The 15,615-nt window shown below is 67.3% G+C and carries 15 protein-coding genes; 9 read left to right on the plus strand and 6 right to left on the minus strand.

Annotated features, from left to right (window positions below; all coding sequences use genetic code 11):
• Positions 1 to 6 precede the first annotated feature (6 nt).
• Both BFE01S_RS22560 and BFE01S_RS22565 read right to left on the minus strand, forming a co-directional pair.
• Positions 7 to 3,102: an efflux RND transporter permease subunit gene (locus BFE01S_RS22560; protein ID WP_028227452.1), complete on the minus strand. Its 3,096-nt coding sequence runs from the start codon at positions 3,100 to 3,102 to the stop codon at positions 7 to 9.
• Positions 3,103 to 3,115: 13 nt separating this feature from the next.
• Positions 3,116 to 4,240, minus strand: a complete 1,125-nt coding sequence (locus tag BFE01S_RS22565) for an efflux RND transporter periplasmic adaptor subunit (RefSeq protein ID WP_028227453.1) — start codon at positions 4,238 to 4,240, stop codon at positions 3,116 to 3,118.
• Between the two features lie 352 nt (positions 4,241 to 4,592).
• Between BFE01S_RS22565 and BFE01S_RS22570 the strand changes: the two genes are divergently transcribed.
• Together BFE01S_RS22570 and BFE01S_RS22575 are read left to right on the plus strand one after the other, a co-directional pair.
• Complete coding sequence (locus tag BFE01S_RS22570; protein ID WP_028227454.1) at positions 4,593 to 6,062, plus strand: sensor histidine kinase; 1,470 nt, start codon at positions 4,593 to 4,595, stop codon at positions 6,060 to 6,062.
• Complete coding sequence (locus BFE01S_RS22575) at positions 6,047 to 7,423, plus strand: sigma-54-dependent transcriptional regulator (RefSeq protein ID WP_028227455.1); 1,377 nt, start codon at positions 6,047 to 6,049, stop codon at positions 7,421 to 7,423. Before BFE01S_RS22570 ends, BFE01S_RS22575 begins: the two co-directional genes overlap by 16 nt.
• A gap of 8 nt (positions 7,424 to 7,431) precedes the next feature.
• Here the strand turns inward: BFE01S_RS22575 and BFE01S_RS39740 are convergent, their stop codons facing one another.
• Both BFE01S_RS39740 and BFE01S_RS22585 read right to left on the minus strand, forming a co-directional pair.
• On the minus strand, positions 7,432 to 7,881 hold the full coding sequence (locus BFE01S_RS39740; protein ID WP_042338261.1) for a hypothetical protein: 450 nt from the start codon (positions 7,879 to 7,881) through the stop codon (positions 7,432 to 7,434).
• Positions 7,882 to 7,895: 14 nt separating this feature from the next.
• Positions 7,896 to 9,134, minus strand: a complete 1,239-nt coding sequence (locus BFE01S_RS22585) for an FAD-dependent oxidoreductase (RefSeq protein WP_042338262.1) — start codon at positions 9,132 to 9,134, stop codon at positions 7,896 to 7,898.
• A 129-nt stretch (positions 9,135 to 9,263) separates the two neighbouring features.
• Between BFE01S_RS22585 and BFE01S_RS22590 the strand changes: the two genes are divergently transcribed.
• Together BFE01S_RS22590 and BFE01S_RS22595 are read left to right on the plus strand one after the other, a co-directional pair.
• Positions 9,264 to 10,082 (plus strand): AraC family transcriptional regulator, encoded by an 819-nt coding sequence (locus tag BFE01S_RS22590; RefSeq protein WP_052420954.1) that lies wholly within the window; start codon positions 9,264 to 9,266, stop codon positions 10,080 to 10,082.
• 26 nt (positions 10,083 to 10,108) lie between these two features.
• On the plus strand, positions 10,109 to 11,014 hold the full coding sequence (locus BFE01S_RS22595) for an alpha/beta hydrolase family protein (RefSeq protein WP_042338264.1): 906 nt from the start codon (positions 10,109 to 10,111) through the stop codon (positions 11,012 to 11,014).
• Positions 11,015 to 11,033: 19 nt separating this feature from the next.
• Here BFE01S_RS22595 and BFE01S_RS22600 read toward each other — a convergent pair whose 3' ends face one another.
• Positions 11,034 to 11,537, minus strand: a complete 504-nt coding sequence (locus BFE01S_RS22600; protein ID WP_028227459.1) for a hypothetical protein — start codon at positions 11,535 to 11,537, stop codon at positions 11,034 to 11,036.
• 100 nt (positions 11,538 to 11,637) lie between these two features.
• Here BFE01S_RS22600 and BFE01S_RS22605 point away from each other — a divergent pair, with 100 nt between their 5' ends.
• The 5 genes from BFE01S_RS22605 (at position 11,638) to BFE01S_RS22625 (ending at position 14,796) form a co-directional block, all read left to right on the plus strand.
• Positions 11,638 to 12,330 carry an aspartyl/asparaginyl beta-hydroxylase domain-containing protein gene (locus tag BFE01S_RS22605; protein ID WP_028227460.1) on the plus strand — a complete coding sequence of 231 codons (693 nt, stop codon included), beginning with the start codon at positions 11,638 to 11,640 and terminating at the stop codon, positions 12,328 to 12,330.
• Between the two features lie 254 nt (positions 12,331 to 12,584).
• Positions 12,585 to 13,352 carry an OmpA family protein gene (locus tag BFE01S_RS42015; RefSeq protein WP_052420955.1) on the plus strand — a complete coding sequence of 256 codons (768 nt, stop codon included), beginning with the start codon at positions 12,585 to 12,587 and terminating at the stop codon, positions 13,350 to 13,352.
• A gap of 133 nt (positions 13,353 to 13,485) precedes the next feature.
• A complete protein-coding gene (locus tag BFE01S_RS22615) occupies positions 13,486 to 13,821 on the plus strand; it encodes an ArsR/SmtB family transcription factor (protein WP_028227461.1) in 336 nt (111 codons plus the stop codon).
• Positions 13,818 to 14,345 (plus strand): SRPBCC family protein, encoded by a 528-nt coding sequence (locus BFE01S_RS22620; RefSeq protein ID WP_028227462.1) that lies wholly within the window; start codon positions 13,818 to 13,820, stop codon positions 14,343 to 14,345. The genes BFE01S_RS22615 and BFE01S_RS22620 overlap by 4 nt, the downstream gene beginning before the upstream one ends.
• 22 nt (positions 14,346 to 14,367) lie before the next feature.
• Positions 14,368 to 14,796 carry a DUF1801 domain-containing protein gene (locus BFE01S_RS22625; protein ID WP_028227463.1) on the plus strand — a complete coding sequence of 143 codons (429 nt, stop codon included), beginning with the start codon at positions 14,368 to 14,370 and terminating at the stop codon, positions 14,794 to 14,796.
• A gap of 79 nt (positions 14,797 to 14,875) precedes the next feature.
• Here BFE01S_RS22625 and BFE01S_RS22630 read toward each other — a convergent pair whose 3' ends face one another.
• Positions 14,876 to 15,430, minus strand: a complete 555-nt coding sequence (locus tag BFE01S_RS22630; RefSeq protein ID WP_028227464.1) for a DUF4142 domain-containing protein — start codon at positions 15,428 to 15,430, stop codon at positions 14,876 to 14,878.
• Positions 15,431 to 15,615 lie beyond the last annotated feature (185 nt).

The following is a 15,615-nucleotide window of genomic DNA, read 5'->3' on the forward strand; positions in this document are numbered from 1 at the left end:
TGCCGCTTACTCCGCCACGACGTCCGGCTCGCCGGCGCCGCGCGCCCCCTTGCTGAAGAAGTCTTCCACGCGATGCAGCGCGAGATACATCACCGGCGTGGAGAAGAGCGTGAGCAACTGGCTCACGATCAGCCCGCCGATGATCGCGATGCCGAGCGGATGCCGCAGCTCCGCCCCCATGCCGGTGCCGAACGCGAGCGGCACGGCGCCGAAGAGCGAGGCCATGGTGGTCATCAGAATCGGGCGAAAGCGCAGTTCCGCGGCGCGGCGAATGGCTTCGACGGGGGCGAGCTTCTCGTTGCGCTCCAGTTCGAGCGCGAAGTCGATCATCATGATCGCGTTCTTCATCACGATGCCGATGAGCAGCACGATGCCGATCAGGCCGATGATGTCGAACTGCGTGCCCGTGATGACGAGCGCCGCGAGCGCGCCGAGCGCGGCGGAGGGCAGGGTGGAGAGGATCGTCACGGGGTGGATGAAGCTCTCGTAGAGAATGCCCAGCATCAGGTACACGACGATGATCGCGGCCGCCACGAGGAAGGCTTCGTTGGCGAGCGAGGCCTGGAAGGTGGCCGCGGAGCCTTCGAGCGACGCCTGTACGGTGGGCGGCAGGCCGATGCGCTTTTCCACGCTGGAAAGATGCGAGAGCGCCGTGCCGAGCGTGTAGCCCGGCGCCAGGTTGAACGACACGTCCGCATACGGAAACTGGCCCTGGCGGTTGATCGTCACGGGCGCGGGCACGAGCTTCATGCTCGCCATCGAGGCGAGCGGCGCGACGCCGCCCGAGGACGTATCGACGTAGAGCCCGTCGAGCAGGTGCGTCATGTCGCTCGATGCACGGTCGGCCGCGAGCACGACGTGGTACTGGTTCAACTGCGTGTAGATGGTCGAAACCTGGCGCTGGCCGTAGGCGTCGTACAGCACGTCGTCGATGGCCTGGGGCGTGATGCCCAGGCGCGAAGCCGTGTCGCGGTCGAAGGTGAGCTGGATCTGGTTGCCCTGCTGCATGGCCTGGCTCTGCACGTCGGCGAACGCCGGGTCCGCGCGCAGCGCCGCGATCAGCTTGCCGGTCCATTCGTCGAGGACGGCGGGGTCGGTCGCCTGCAGTCCCACGCGGTAGCTCGTGGTCGAAATGGTGTCGTCCAGCGTGAGGTCCTGCACCGGATGCAGGAAGAGACGCATGCCGGCGTCGCTCGCCGTGGAATCCGCGAGGCGGCGGATCACGGCGGCGCTGCTGTCGCGCTCGCCCTTGTCCTTCAGGTTGATGAGAATGGTGCCCTGGTTGAGCGTGGGGCTCGTCTGGTTGATGCCGATGAACGACGAGAGACTTTCCACGGCCGGATCCTTGAGGATCTGGCTCACCAGCATTTCCTGCTTCTTCACCATGTAGGGGAACGAAATACCGGGCGCCGCCTGCGAAATGCCTTCGATCAGGCCCGTGTCCTGTTCCGGGAAGAAGCCCTTGGGCATGAGGAACAGGATCAGGAAGGTGAGCGCCGCCGTCGCCGCTACCGAGACCAGCGTGAGCACGCGATGCTCCAGCACCCAGCCGAGCCCCTTTACGTAATGCGCATTGATCCTGTCGAAGAAGTCGGCGCGGTGTTCCTGCTCGTGCGCGGGGTCGTGCGCCTTGAACATGCGCGAGCACATCATCGGCGTGAGCGTGAGCGAGACGAAGGCCGAAATCACGATGGCGATGGCGAGCGTGAGGGCGAACTCGCGAAAGAGCCGGCCCACCACGTCGCCCATGAAAAGCAGCGGAATCATCACGGCGATCAGCGAGACCGAGAGCGAGACGATCGTGAAGCCGATCTGCTTCGCACCCTTCAGCGCCGCTTCGAGCGGCGTCTCGCCCATCTCCAGGTAGCGCGTGATGTTTTCGATCATCACGATGGCGTCGTCCACCACGAAGCCCGTTGCCACCGTGAGCGACATCAGCGTGAGGTTGTTCAGCGAGAAGTCGAGGCCGTAGGCCACCGCGAGCGTGCCGATCAGCGAGAGCGGCACCGTGACGGCCGGAATGATCGTGGCGGCGAGCTTACGCAGGAACAGGAAAATCACCATCACCACGAGGGCGACGGCCATGCCGAGCTCGTATTCCACGTCGCGCACCGAGGCGCGGATGGTTTGCGTGCGGTCGGTGAGCACCGCGACCTTGAGCGTGCCCGGCAGGCTCGCGCGCAGTTGCGGCAGGAGTTTCTGCACGCGGTCCACCACGTCGATCACGTTGGCGCCCGGCTGGCGCTGGATGTTGAGCACGATGGACGGCGTAGCGTTGGTCCATGCGGCCTGGCGTACGTCTTCGGCGCCGTTGACCGGGTGCGCGATCTGCGAAAGACGGATGGGTGCGCCGTTCTTGTAGGCGATCACGAGGTCCGTATAGGCCCCGGCCGATTGGAGCTGGTCGTTGGCGCCGATCGAGTACGACTGGTAGCGGCCGTCCAGATTGCCTTTGGCCTGGTTCACGTTCGCGTCGGCGAGTGCCGTGCGCACGTCGTCGAGCGACATGCCGAGCGAATTGAGCGCGCCCGTATTCGTCTCCACGCGCACCGCGGGGCGCTGCCCGCCGCTGATCGTCACGAGGCCGACGCCCGAGATCTGCGAGATTTTCTGCGCGAGGCGCGTGTCGGCCAGGTCTTCGATCTTCGTGAGCGGCAGCGTGTCGCTCGTGAGCGAGAGCGTGAGCACCGGCGCATCGGCCGGATTGACCTTGCTGTAGACGGGCGGGTAGGGCAGGTTCGCGGGCAGGTAGCTGGCCGACGCGTTGATCGCGGCCTGCACCTCCTGCTCCGCCACGTCGAGCGAAAGCGAAAGATCGAATTCGAGCGTAATGACGGAGACGCCATTCGAGCTCGTGGAGTTCATCGACTTCAGTCCCGCCATTTCGCCCAGCTGCACTTCGAGCGGCGCCGTGATCGACGAGCTCACCACGTCGGGCGCGGCGCCGGGGTACTGCGTGTACACCTGGATGGTCGGGTAATCGACCTCGGGCAGTGCCGAAACGGGCAGCAGGTGGTAGCCGAGCAGACCGGCGAGCAGCACCGCCACCATCAGGAGCGAGGTGGCGATCGGCCGCTCGATGAACGGGCGCGAGATGTTCATGGAGGCGGCCCGTTCAGTGCGAAACGACGCGGATGGCCGAGCCGTTGTCGAGCTTGTCGGCGCCGTCGGTCACCACGCGCTCGCCGGGCTTCACGCCGGCGTCGAGGATGGCCGTGTCGTCGCCGCTCACGGGGCCCGCCTTCACGTTGCGCAGCACGGCGTTGTTGCCGGCGCCCACCACGAAGACGAAGTCGCCGTTGGTGCCGTGCTGGATCGCCGCGGTGGGGATCACCGGCACCTGGTCGAGCGTGTCCGCCTGCATGCGCGCGTTCACGAACTGGTTCGGAAAGAGCGCGTCGCCGGCATGCTCGAACTGCGCGCGCACCTTGACCGTGCCCGTGGTGGTATCGACCTGGTTGTCGAGCGCGAGCAGCGTGCCGGTGGCGAGCAGCTTGCGCTTGTCGCGGTCGTAGGCCAGCACCTTCACGGGGCCGCGCTCCATGGCCGCGTGAATCTGGCCGAGGTAGTCCTCGGGCACCGCGTAGATCACGGTGGCGGGTTCGAGCTGCGCGATCACGGCCATGCCCGTGGTGCTCGCGGTCGTCACGTAGTTGCCCGGATCGACGAGGCGCAGGCCGATCACGCCGTCCACGGGCGAGGTGATCGTGCAGTAGCTCACCTGCACCTGAAGGTTCTTCACGTTGCCGGTGTCGGCCGTGACCGTGCCTTCGTCCTGCTTGACGGCGGCGACCTGCGTGTCGAGCGTTTGTTGCGTGATCGAGCCGGCCTTGATGAGGGTCTGGTAGCGCTGCAGGTTGAGGCGGTCGTTGGCGAGCGTCGCCTCGTCGTGCACGAGCGTGCCCTGCGCCTGCTGCAACTCGGCCTCCAGTTGGCGCGAGTCGATGTGCGCGATCACCTGGCCTTTCTTCACGCGCTGGCCTTCCTGGAAATCGACCGAATCGAGAATGCCGTTGACCTGGGTGATGAGCGTGACGGTGCGGATGGCGGTGACGGTGCCGAGCGCGTCGATATAGACGGGCACGTCGGCCAGCTTCACGGCCACGGCCGAAACCGGAATGCCGCGCGGCGCGGCGGCGGTGGCCGCGGCGGGACGCCGGCCATGGAAGAACCACGCCGCAACGGCGATGAGCAGCACGACGACGGCCAGTGCTATCCAGCTGATGTGTTTTCGTTTCATAACGCCTCGATCGGGAACCCGGTAGCGCGCCGCCTTCGCCTTGCGGGTTCGATCGAAACGATGCCGGCCACGCGGGAGAGGTAAAACGCCCGCAGGACTCTGCAACCATCATGCCAGTCGCATCGCATACGATGCGATCCGGGTTTCATGGCGATTTGCCGTGCCTGGCAGGCATGCGGTTGTCGTGAATCCGAACAGCGCGTGTCGTGATTTGCGACACAGGGGGGAGCGAGGCGGCCCGATGATGCGGCGCGGCAGGGGCGCATGAGGCCGGCGGCTCGCCTGGCATGGCTTTCGCATCGGATAATGCCCTCGTTGCTCATCACCCCAGAAAACCGGAAACCCCACCGACATGCTCCGATCCCTACGCGGCCGGCTGATCCTGCTGCTTGTCCTTCTCGTCGGCGCGGCGCTGGCGACCGGCATTCTGATGGTCGGGCTGTTTCACCAGTCCGCGGCCGCGCAACTGGGCGAGGCCGCCGCCGAGAACAGCCACGCGTGCGATGCGATCGCCGTGGCGTACCGCTCGTATAGCGCGGCGCATCCGGAATTGCAGGACGGCCTGGACGACGCGGCGTTGCGCCGCCATCTGGGCGACCTGCTGAACGGTTCGCTGCGCACGCGGCCGGGCATCCAGGGCGGTGTCTGGAGCGGCGAGGCGGGCTCGTTCGCCTACGCGTATCCCACCTATGCGGGCGCCATTCAGCGCACCGACCCGCCCGCGGGAGAGTTGCCGCGCATCCGCTCCATCAACGAGGCGGCGCTCGCGAGCGACCGCCTGAGCAGCATGCGCTACAGCGGCCAGTCGCAGACCCTGCTGCTGACGGCCTGCCCGCTGCCGGGCCCCATCCCGCACCTCACCGCGTGGACGATGAGCTGGACGCTCACGTTCGCGGGCCGCAGCTATTACCAGTTGATGGCGGGGCTGGGCGTGCTGCTCGTGACGGTGCTGGCGGCGGCGGCGCTCCTCACCCACCTCACGATGACCTGGTCGCGCCACGTTTCGCAGATCGAAAGCGCGCTCAATGCCTACGACGTGGCCGAACTGCCGGTGCTGCCCGCCACGCACGAGCGCGAGCTCGACCGCATCGTGCTGGCGCTGAACGAAGCGGGCCGGCGGCTTTCGATCGCGCGCCAGCGCGCCGATACGCTCGCGCGGCAGATGGCCACGGCCGAGCGCCTGGCCGCCATCGGCCGGGTGGCGGCAGGCGTTGCGCACGAAATCCGCAATCCGATTGCGGCCATGCGCCTGAAAGCCGAAAGCGCCGTGGCGGCCGGACCCGAGCGCCAGCCCCAGGCGCTTCAGGTGATACTCGGCCAGATCGAGCGGCTCGACGCGCTGGTGCGGCGCCTCCTCAGCATTACCGAGCACGACGAGCCGCGGCGCGAACAGGTGGCCATCGGGCCGTTCCTCGACGCGTGCCTCGCCCGCCACGCGGATCGCGCGGCGACGAAGCAGGTTACGATGACGCGCACGGGCGAGGCCGGCGAGGCGCGCTTCGATCCGGACCAGCTGGAGCGCGCGCTCGACAACCTGATCCTCAACGCGATCGAAGCGGCGCCGCCCGGCAGCCGTATCGAAGTCGCGGTGCGGCGCGAACCCGGCGCGACCGTTTTCGCGGTTCATGACGAAGGGGCGGGGCCGCCTGCCGCGATCCTCGAACACCTGTTCGAGCCGTTCGTCACCGGCCGGCCCGACGGCACGGGGCTCGGTCTTTCGATCGTGCGCGAGGTGGCGGAGGCGCACGGCGGCACGGCCCGCTTCGTGCGGCTCGCGAAGGGAACGACATTTGAAATGGTATTGCCATGGCCCACATCCTGATCGTCGACGACGACGAGACCATGCGCGAGGCGCTCGCCGAAGTCGTACGCGATCTTGGCCACAGCGTGTGCCTCGCGGCGAACGGATCGGCTGCGCTCGAACTTCTCGAGCACGAGACGGTGAGCGCGATGTTTCTCGATCTGCGCATGCCGGGCATCGACGGGCTCGACGTGCTGCGCCGGCTGCGCGAGCGGCCGGCCGCGACGGCCGCACCGGCCGTGACCGTGCTGACCGCGCACGCCACGGCTTCGAACACGATCGAGGCCATGCGCCTTGGCGCCTTCGACCACCTCACGAAGCCTATCGGCCGCAACGACCTGGCCCAGGTGCTGGAGCGCATGCTCGCGAGCATCGTGGAGCCGCAGCCGCTTTCGGCGAGCGCCGAGCCCGAAACGCTGATCGGTTCGAGCGAGGCGATGCGCGCGGTGCAAAAAGCCATCGGCGTGCTGGCCGATAGCGACGCCACCGTGCTCATCACCGGCGAAACGGGTTCGGGCAAGGAGGTGGTGGCGCGGGCGATCCACGAGCATGGGCGGCACAATCGCGGGCCGTTCGTGGCGGTGAACTGCGCGGCGATACCGGCCGATCTTCTGGAGAGCGAACTGTTCGGCCACGTGCGCGGCGCGTTCACGGGCGCGAGCGCCGACCGCGAGGGCGCATTCCGCCAGGCCGGGCACGGCACGCTCTTTCTCGATGAGATCGGCGATATGGGCATGGCGATGCAGGCCAAGATCCTGCGCGCCTTGCAGGAACGGGTGGTGACGCCGGTGGGCGGGCGCCCCGTGCCCGTGCAGGTGCGCGTGATTGCGGCGACCCACCGCGACCTGGTGCGCGGCGTGCGCGAGGGCAGCTTCCGCGAAGACCTGTACTACCGGCTGCATGTCGTGCCGATCCATCTGCCGCCGCTTTGCGCGCGCATTGCCGACATCGTGCCGCTTGCCGAGCATTTTCTTGCCCGCGCGGGCACGCGCAAGCGCCTTTCCGCCGACGCCGCGGCGCACCTGATCCGCTATGGCTGGCCCGGCAACGTGCGCGAACTGAAGAACGCCATGGAGCGCGTGGCCGTGATGGTGCGCGGCGAGTATATCCACGCGACCGATCTGGCCTTCCTGCAGGGCGAGCGCGCGGGAGCGGATGCGGTTCTCGACTGGCCCGACGAGGACTTGCCCTCCGCACTCGCGCGCCTTGAAGAGATGCTGATACGCCGTGCGCTGCGGCACAGCGGCAACAACCGCACGGATGCCGCGCGCCGCCTGAACATCAACCGGCAACTGCTTTATGCGAAGCTCAAGCGCTACGGCATCGAGGTGTCGGACGACAAGGGGGCCGAGGGCGAGGAAGCGCAGGGTGCGGCGCGATGAGCGGTGCTCTACGCATCCGGTGCGGGTGCATAGGGCGAATAGGGTGCATAGGGTGAACAGGGCGCATCGGCAAGGATTTCGCGCGCGCGCTCCAGGGCGGCTTCGCTCGATGCCGCGACCTCCATCGCGACGGAGAACGCCCGTGAAGCCAGGGCCGATTGCGCCTGCAGGGCGGTGCGCTTTTCCGCGTCCGGTTCGATCGCGATCACGGCCCGGCACACGGTTCCCAGCAGCGCTTTGTTCTGCTTGAGCCAGAGCCCGCGGGTCTTGCGGTCGTCGTGAGTCTCCTCGGGCTGCCCTTCCTCGAAAACGATGACGAACGGTTCCGCCCGCGCGAGCAGCGCATCCATCTCGTGCGCCCACTGCGCGGCGTAGCCGGGCACGATGGCGCGGCAGCGCGACCAGACGAGCGGGAAGGCGTGCAGATCGTGCACGATGAAACGGTCGTTGCCTGTCATGGCGGACTCCTGGGTCAGTGATAAAGCGTGGTGTTGCCGGACAGCAGGCGGGTGCCGCTTTCCGAGGCGAGGATTGCGGAGGCAGCCCAGTCGCGCATGGCGCGCTCATAGCGGGCAACACCTTCGCGCAGGGAGGCCGGGCGGCACGCGTGGGCGAGCGCGGCGGCGTCGCGCAGCGCCGTGTTTGCCCCGGCGCCGGCGGCGGGACTCATGGCGTGGATGGCGTCGCCGAGCAGCGTCACGGGGCCCGGTTGCCAGTGCGCGATGGCGGGCGTGGCGCTGCGCACGGGCAGCATCGCAATCGATTCGGCGTCTGCGCGCGCGAACAGGGCGCGCAGTTGCGGGTGCCAGGTGCGCACGATTGCGCCGATGTGCGCGGCCAGGTTGTCGGGGGCCGTGCCGGCGGCAATGCCGAGGCTTGCGCGCGGACCGATGAACGCCCAGTAGAAGTAATCGTCCACGGGCGTGAGGCGGCATTGCGGTGCCAGGCGTGCGGCGAGCGACGGTAGCGGCTCGGGAAACAGCATGGGGTCCACGATCGCAGTGAAACCGTCGGCGAAGATGACCGAGGTGCCCTCGCACAGCGTCGCACCGAGGTCCGCTTTCAATGCCGCTGTGGCGAGGCTTTTGCCGTAGACGCAGACGGCGCCGGTCTCCGCCGGATCGGCGCCGGGTGCGAGCTGTTTGCGGACCACGGAGTTCACGCCGTCCGCGCCCGCCAGCAAGGTCGAATGGCGCATCGCGCCATCGGCGAAATCGATGCGCACGGTTTCATCGTTCAGGATAGCGAAGCGTTGCAGCGGCACGCCGAAGTGCACGCGGTCTTCGAGCCCGCACATGAGGATTTCGCGCAGCGTCTGCCGGTTCGTGGCGAGTTCGGGCACCGGGGCGGCCTCTGCTGCCGGTGCGCGCGGGGCAGCGGCGTCGCCCGACGTGCGCCAGCGTTCGGGCACGCGGCCCGCGACCGGCGCGAGGTCGCAATCGAAAAAGCGCGCACCTGAAGACACGATGGCGCTTTGCCGGAACAGGGCATAGAGGCCGGCGGGCAGGCATTGCGCGAGCGCGCGCTGCCCATCGGCGTCGATCCTGATGCGATAGCCCTGATGGCGGCTCGACAGCGCGGCGTCGCGCTCGTAGACATCGCAGTCGATGCCGGCCTGCCTGAGCCCCTGGGCGAGGCACAGGCCGCCGGGTCCGGCACCGGCGATCGAGACGTGAAGGGGGACAGGACGCGAGACAGGCGTGGACGGCATTCATTCTCCTTTCGGGGCGCAGGCTGCACCCGCCATACCCTCAAGGCTAACGGCGGAGCGCTCATGCTTGATAATGACAGTTGGACCGGAAATAATGAAATCCGGCCAAACTGGAAAAGGAGCAGCGGCGTGGAGGATTTCAGCGAGCGTACGGACGGCCCGGCGCTGCTCGCGTTCTGGGGCGGCGACGAACCGGAGAACGCGTTTCGCCTCGGCACGCGCGAATACGGCTGGCACCGCCACGCGCGCGGCCAGCTCTTCTGCATCGAGCAGGGCCTCGTGCGCGTTCGCACCGCGCAGGGGTCCTGGCTGCTGCCGCCGCATCGCGCCGGCTGGATTCCGCCCGGCCTCGACCACGAGGCCAGCGTGAGCGGCGCACTGAGCGGCTGGGGCGTGATGCTCGCGCCCGACGCGAGCACGCTGTTGCCGGAGCGGCCTTGCGTGATGGGGGTGAGCGAACTCCTGCGCGCGCTCGTGCGGCGCGCGGCGAGCTGGCCTCACAGCGCCGGGGCGCTGGAGCCCGAACAGGCGCGCGTCGTGGCCGTGCTGCTCGACGAAATCCGCGGCGCGCGCGAGGAAGTGCTGCATTTGCCGATGCCGGCGGAACGGCGGCTCCTCGCGATTGCCAACCGGCTGATCGCGCACCCCGACGACACCCGCACGCTGGACGAGCTTGCGGTGTGGGCCGGCCTTTCCGCACGCACGGCGCGACGCCATTTCGTCGCGCAAACCGGCATGAGCTTCGTGCAATGGCGCCAGCAGGCGCGGCTCACCCTGGCGCTGGAGCGGCTCGCGAGCGGGGAGGGCGTCGCCCAGGTGGCGGATGCTTTGGGCTACGCCACGCCGAGCAATTTCATCGCGATGTTTCGCAAGGCCTTTGGCGAGTCGCCGGGGCGTTACTTTGCGCGCGAGCAGCGCCCGGCCGGCAACGCCGGACATACGCGATAATCGCGCCGCCAACCCGGAGAACAATCATGCAGCGCCTGATCCTTGCCATGCTGGCCGCCGTGCTGTGCGCGAGTTCCGCTTTCGCCGGCGACGAGGCCGATCAGCCCCTGCGCTACGAGCACGTCATGGTGCCCGTGAAGCACGGCTTCTTCACCGTGCACCTTTCGACTTACCTCTACACGCCGCCCGGCCCCGGACCGTTTCCGCTCGTCGTGCTGAACCATGGCAAGGCACCGGGCGGCACGCATCAGCCCGACACGAAGTTCATCTGGCAGGCAAAGAAGTTTCTCGCGCGGGGCTACGCGGTGCTCGTGCCCAACCGCGAAGGCATCGCGAACTCGGGCGGCACGTACTTTCACGGCTGCGATGTGGAATCCGCCGCGCGGCACTGGGCCGACAGCGTGGAGGTGGCGATCGACTACGCGCGCACGCTGCCCTTTATCGACGCCCGCCGCATCGTCGTGATCGGGCAGTCGCAGGGCGGTATCGCGACGGTCGCGCTCGGGGAGCGCAACCTGCCGGGCGTGCTGGGTATCGTCAACTTCGCGGGCGGCAGCCGCGAGGAAAAGTGCGGCGGCTGGCAGGACGGTCTCGTTGACGACTACAAGGCATTCGGCGCCGACTCCAGGGTGCCCGCACTGTTTCTCTACGGCGACAACGACAGCTACTGGGGCGGCGGCACGCTTTCGAAGCGCTTTTTCGAGGCTTACCACGCGGGCAATCCGAATTCGGCCTACTTCGACGAAGGGACGTTTGCCGATGGCGACTCGCACATGTTCTTCCATCATGCGAGCGGCTACGAGACCTGGGCGCCGACGCTATGGAAGTTCTTCGACAGCCTCGGGCTGAACAGCCAGGTGTTGCCGGACGACGAGAAAGCGATCGAAGCGGCCAACGCAGAGCAGCTATTCGAGAAGCCGGTCGAAAAATAGGCGGCTGCGGGCCGCCCGATCAGCTTTGCCCGGAATGCCTGATGCGCTTGAGGACGAGCACGCAGAACGCCGGCACGTGAACGACGCCCGCGCCGCTCGCGATCGCAGCCCACGGCGGCGCGGCGGGCCCGGCGGCCATCGCGCAGATCACGCCGAATGCCAGGCCGACGAGCAGCAGCACTGCATGCGCGATGACCCGCTTGCGGCCCGGGACCGTGTAGCGGGGCAGGCGGGTGTGGACGTAGCCGACGATCAGTAAAGCGAGCGTGGTGATGGCGGGAAACATGGGAGCACCTGGGCTTACAGCAAGCTTGTTGGCAGCCTGCTGCAATGTACCGGAACAATACAGCAACAAGCGCAGCAACAAGCGCAGCAACAAGCGCGCCTGGAACGCATGAGCCAGATCGGCGGCCAGATTGCGGGTGCGTTGTAAATCCGTCAACTGTTCGCGCGACAATACATCGAGCGGCGCACGCCGGCACCCGACGGGCGCCGGATCGTCGAACGTATCTTCACGCTTCATCCCGCTTGTTTTCCGATTGTTTCAGCTTGTTTGCGATTGGCACATGTACAACCACGACTCACCGGCAGGCAAACCCCGGGCGGCCGTCGTCACGACGGCGATGAACCGGCTCTACGAACGTTGCACGGGGCTCATGCGCCGCATCTACGACCGGCGTCTGCACGATGCGCCCGTGCTCGATGCGAGCCGCCATTTTCCCGACGCCGGGCGCTTCCTCGCGAACTGGCAGGCGATCCGCGCGGAGGCGCTCGAAGTGGCGGCCGGCCTCGGCCGCGTTCCGCGCTTTCACGAGATCATGCGCGAGCAGGCCGAGATCTCCGACAACGACGGGCGCGACTGGCGCATGTACATCATGCAGGCGTACGGCGTGCCGTTTGCGCGCAATCTCTCGCGCTGCCCGACGCTCGCCTCGATCGTCGAAGCCTCGCCGGACGTGCTTTCGGCCTCGTTCTCCTTTCTGGCGCCCGGCAAGCATGTGCCGCCCCATCGCGGGCCGTTTCGCGGCATTCTGCGCGGCTATCTCGTGCTCTCGATGCCGCTCGACGCCAACGGCCTGCCTGCCGCGACGCTCACCGTGGATGGCCACGAGCACCGCTTGCACGACGGCGAATTCATGCTGTGGGACGACACGTTCGAACACGAAGTGCGCAATGCGAGCGATGAGGTACGCGTCGTGCTGCTGCTCGATATCCGCCGCCGCAATATGCCGCGCGACATGCGGCTGCTTTCGAACGCCGTGATTGCGCTCGTGCGGCTGGGCATTTATCTGCGCGGGCCCAAGATCGCGGTTTAGGCGCAAATCGAAAGGCGCGCGTTGGCTTTACAGTCGTTTAACAGGTGTTTCCGGCTTACGGCCGGTTGATTACGCGCCGTTACGTCACCGGCTGCCGGGGCGAGCCGGGCATGGCGCCGGGCGCCGCCAGCAGACCTGTTCGGGCAGGGTACCGCACCATTGCGGCGCCGATTTTTACTTACACTCCGCAAAAGCTTTTCATCGGGCGAGTCGTTAGTCTTGCATCACCTTACCCACCGGTTGCACGACACGACATGAAACACGCTCTCTCACGTGAACGCGCCGGCAGCCGGCGCGGTCTCGTCATCGCCCTCGCGGCCGGCGCTGCATTTGCCGCCGCATGCTTCACCGGCATCCCGTCTGCTTCGGCACAGGTGGTGCTGCTTGCACCGCCCGCTCCCATGGTGGAGGTCGCGCCCGCGCCGCGCGTGGGCTACGCATGGGCACGCGGTTACTGGGCCTGGCAGTATGGCCGCTACGTCTGGGTGCCGGGGCATTGGGTCGTGGTCGCACGTGGCGTAGCGGTCCCGCCGCCGCCGCCCGCGCCCGTCGCGCAGGTGATGCGCCTCTCGGCGGATGCCCTCTTCGCGTTCGATCGCGGCGATCTCTCCGACGTGCTGCCGGGCGGCCGCGCGGACATCCGCGACATTGCGGCGAAGCTCCGGGGCACGCGTTTCGGCCACATCGAAGTGCGCGGCTATACGGATCGTCTCGGTTCGTCGGCCTATAACCTGCAACTGTCGCAACGCCGGGCCGATGCGGTGAAGGCGCTGCTCGTCCAGCAGGGCATTCCGGCCGAACGTATCGACGCGCGCGGCATGGGCTCGCAGGACCCGATCACGCACTGCGCGGACAACCAGCCGCAGGACCGCCTGGTCGCCTGCCTGCAACCGGACCGCCGCGTGGAGATCGTCACGTTCGCGCGCGCGGGCAACCCGGGCTATATGGGCAACCCGGCGGCCAACCCGGGCAATCGTTATGCGCCGCCGCCGCCGCCCGGGCCGCCGATGTACACGCAGTAATCGTTTCTCTCTTCTGAATGCGGCGCCTGTGCCGTGGACGCGCCCGCGATCCGCGGCCCAGGCGAGCGCCGGGTTCATTGCTTCGATAAAACCTGGCTTGACACGTATATGCCTCGCCAAGTATATATATGTCATGGAATCCACCTTCGCCATCATCGCGGAGCCGAACCGCCGCGCCATCCTGACCCTGCTCGCCGACGCCGAGCGGTCCGTGGGCGATATCGAGGAGCAGCTGAACCTGTCGCAGCCCTCGGTCTCGAAGCACCTGCGCGTGCTTCGGGAGGCCGGCTTCGTGGAGTCGCGCGTCGAGGCGCAGCGGCGCGTGTATCGCATCCGGCCCGAACCGCTCATGGAAATCGACGCCTGGCTTGCCCAGTTCCGCCGCTACTGGTCGGCGCACGTCGATGCGCTCGAACGTCATCTCGACCAGATCCATCCTCCACCACGCCGCAAAGGGAAGAAACGATGAGCCGCCGCAACGACTACAGGCCGGGCCCCGCCGCCGGCGCCGAGGTCCGCAAGGACGGGGAGAAGTGGACGCTGATTCTGGTCCGCGATCTGCGGCATGCGCCGGAGAAAGTCTGGCAGGCGCTGACCGACCCGGCCAGCCTGCGCGAGTGGGCGCCGTTCGACGCCGATCGAAGCCTGGCGGCCGTCGGTCCCGTCAAGCTCTCGACGGTCGGCACGCCGGCACCGCACGTCTCGGAAACAGAGGTCACGCGTGCCGAGGAACCGCATCTGCTCGAATACCGTTGGGGCGACAACGATCTGCGCTGGGAGCTCGAACCGCTTGGAAACGGTACGCGCCTCACGCTGTGGCACAACATCGACCGCAATTTCATCGCCATGGGCGCCGCCGGCTGGCATATCTGCCTCGACGTGCTCGAGCGCCTGCTTGGCGACGAGCCCATCGGGCGCATTGTGGGCGGCGAGGCCATGAAGTTCGAGTGGCCGCGCCTGAACGACGAATACACGAAACGCTTCGGACTCTGAATCATTCTCCCTGGAGAGAGGCATGAAGAAGTCGGCAACGGCTGGGAGCGAACCGGCATCGGCGTCCGCGCTGATCGACAACCGGATCGCGGAACTGGGCGACTGGCGCGGCGAGACCTTGAGCCGGATGCGTCAGCTTATCCGGGAGACCGACCCCGATGTCGTCGAGGAATGGAAGTGGATGGGCACGCCCGTGTGGTCGCACGGCGGCATTATCTGCACCGGCGAATCGTACAAGGCGGTGGTGAAGCTGACCTTTGCCAGGGGCGCTGCGCTGCCGGACCCGGGCGGCCTTTTCAATTCGAGCCTGGATGGAAACGTGCGGCGTGCGATCGACATCCGCGAAGGCGAGCAGGTCGATGCGAAGCTGTTCAAGGCCCTCGTGCGCGTTGCCATCGAGCTCAATGCTGCGGGTGCGAAGTCGAAAGCCCGGCGGGCAACGGCAAAGTAAATCGCAACGCGATTCGACGTCACCCACCGGCGCGCGTGCTATACGCGCACGGGTGGGTCTGAACAGCAAGCCGGCGATATCAGCCCGCCAGATGCTTGCGCTTCGCGAGTTCCTGCGCCTGTGCGTAGTCGGCCTGGATCACGGGCAGCGCCGCCGTCGCAGCCTTCTTCAAACCGGCGTCGCGGCCCGAAGCGATTTCCGCCTGGAACGCCGAAAGCGTTTTCTGCTGGCCGTCCAGCGCCACCTGTTCGATGTAGGTCTTGTCGAAATCGGCTCCGCGCAAGTTCTTGATGCCGTTCAGCACGGCCGTGTCGGGGTCGTTGGCCGGCACGTCCACGCCGCGCGGGCTGGCTGCGCGCATCGAATCCGAAAGCTTCGTGTAGTCGGCCACCAGCTTTTCGGCGAAGGCCTTCACGTCGCGATCGCTCGAACGCGAATCGGCGATGCGTGCTGCATCGCGCTGGGTGGCTACGGTCTGGGTGCCGTCCGTGATGAAGGTTTGGTCGGCGGCATGCAGTTCCTGAGCCCCGGCCGCGACGGGGGCCGAAGGCGTCTGGGCGTGCGCGCCCAGTGTAACGGCGCAAAGGCCGAAGGCGGACGTGGTGAGAATCGAGGCCAGCGAGAGGCGAGTCATACGGGTTCCTTTCTACGTGCCTGGTATCGAGTGCTCCGGCAGGGCCAGGCGGGCGTGGCTCTGCGCGGGACCGTCGTGCGAAACTGGTCATCGGTCATCGCGCAACGGTCTGACGAATTCTAGAAAGTCCGCCTGGCGAGAGGTGAAACGATGGCGTGGCTTCTGTAACGGCTGGTAACGATGGC

The organism is Paraburkholderia ferrariae NBRC 106233 (genome assembly GCF_000685035.1).
In the GTDB taxonomy this organism is placed as follows: Bacteria; Pseudomonadota; Gammaproteobacteria; order Burkholderiales; family Burkholderiaceae; genus Paraburkholderia; species Paraburkholderia ferrariae.

Excerpts from the sequence above, each read along its gene's own strand:
- BFE01S_RS22600 (WP_028227459.1), bottom strand. The coding sequence starts at position 11,537 with ATGAAGCGTGAAGATACGTTCGACGATCCGGCGCCCGTCGGGTGCCGG.
- BFE01S_RS22630 (WP_028227464.1), bottom strand. The coding sequence starts at position 15,430 with ATGACTCGCCTCTCGCTGGCCTCGATTCTCACCACGTCCGCCTTCGGC.
- BFE01S_RS39740 (WP_042338261.1), bottom strand. The coding sequence starts at position 7,881 with ATGACAGGCAACGACCGTTTCATCGTGCACGATCTGCACGCCTTCCCG.
- BFE01S_RS22595 (WP_042338264.1), top strand. The coding sequence starts at position 10,109 with ATGCAGCGCCTGATCCTTGCCATGCTGGCCGCCGTGCTGTGCGCGAGT.
- BFE01S_RS22605 (WP_028227460.1), top strand. The coding sequence starts at position 11,638 with ATGAACCGGCTCTACGAACGTTGCACGGGGCTCATGCGCCGCATCTAC.
- BFE01S_RS42015 (WP_052420955.1), top strand. The coding sequence starts at position 12,585 with ATGAAACACGCTCTCTCACGTGAACGCGCCGGCAGCCGGCGCGGTCTC.
- BFE01S_RS22570 (WP_028227454.1), top strand. The coding sequence starts at position 4,593 with ATGCTCCGATCCCTACGCGGCCGGCTGATCCTGCTGCTTGTCCTTCTC.
- BFE01S_RS22615 (WP_028227461.1), top strand. The coding sequence starts at position 13,486 with ATGGAATCCACCTTCGCCATCATCGCGGAGCCGAACCGCCGCGCCATC.
- BFE01S_RS22620 (WP_028227462.1), top strand. The coding sequence starts at position 13,818 with ATGAGCCGCCGCAACGACTACAGGCCGGGCCCCGCCGCCGGCGCCGAG.
- BFE01S_RS22560 (WP_028227452.1), bottom strand. The coding sequence starts at position 3,102 with ATGAACATCTCGCGCCCGTTCATCGAGCGGCCGATCGCCACCTCGCTC.
- BFE01S_RS22575 (WP_028227455.1), top strand. The coding sequence starts at position 6,047 with ATGGCCCACATCCTGATCGTCGACGACGACGAGACCATGCGCGAGGCG.
- BFE01S_RS22565 (WP_028227453.1), bottom strand. The coding sequence starts at position 4,240 with ATGAAACGAAAACACATCAGCTGGATAGCACTGGCCGTCGTCGTGCTG.
- BFE01S_RS22585 (WP_042338262.1), bottom strand. The coding sequence starts at position 9,134 with ATGCCGTCCACGCCTGTCTCGCGTCCTGTCCCCCTTCACGTCTCGATC.
- BFE01S_RS22625 (WP_028227463.1), top strand. The coding sequence starts at position 14,368 with ATGAAGAAGTCGGCAACGGCTGGGAGCGAACCGGCATCGGCGTCCGCG.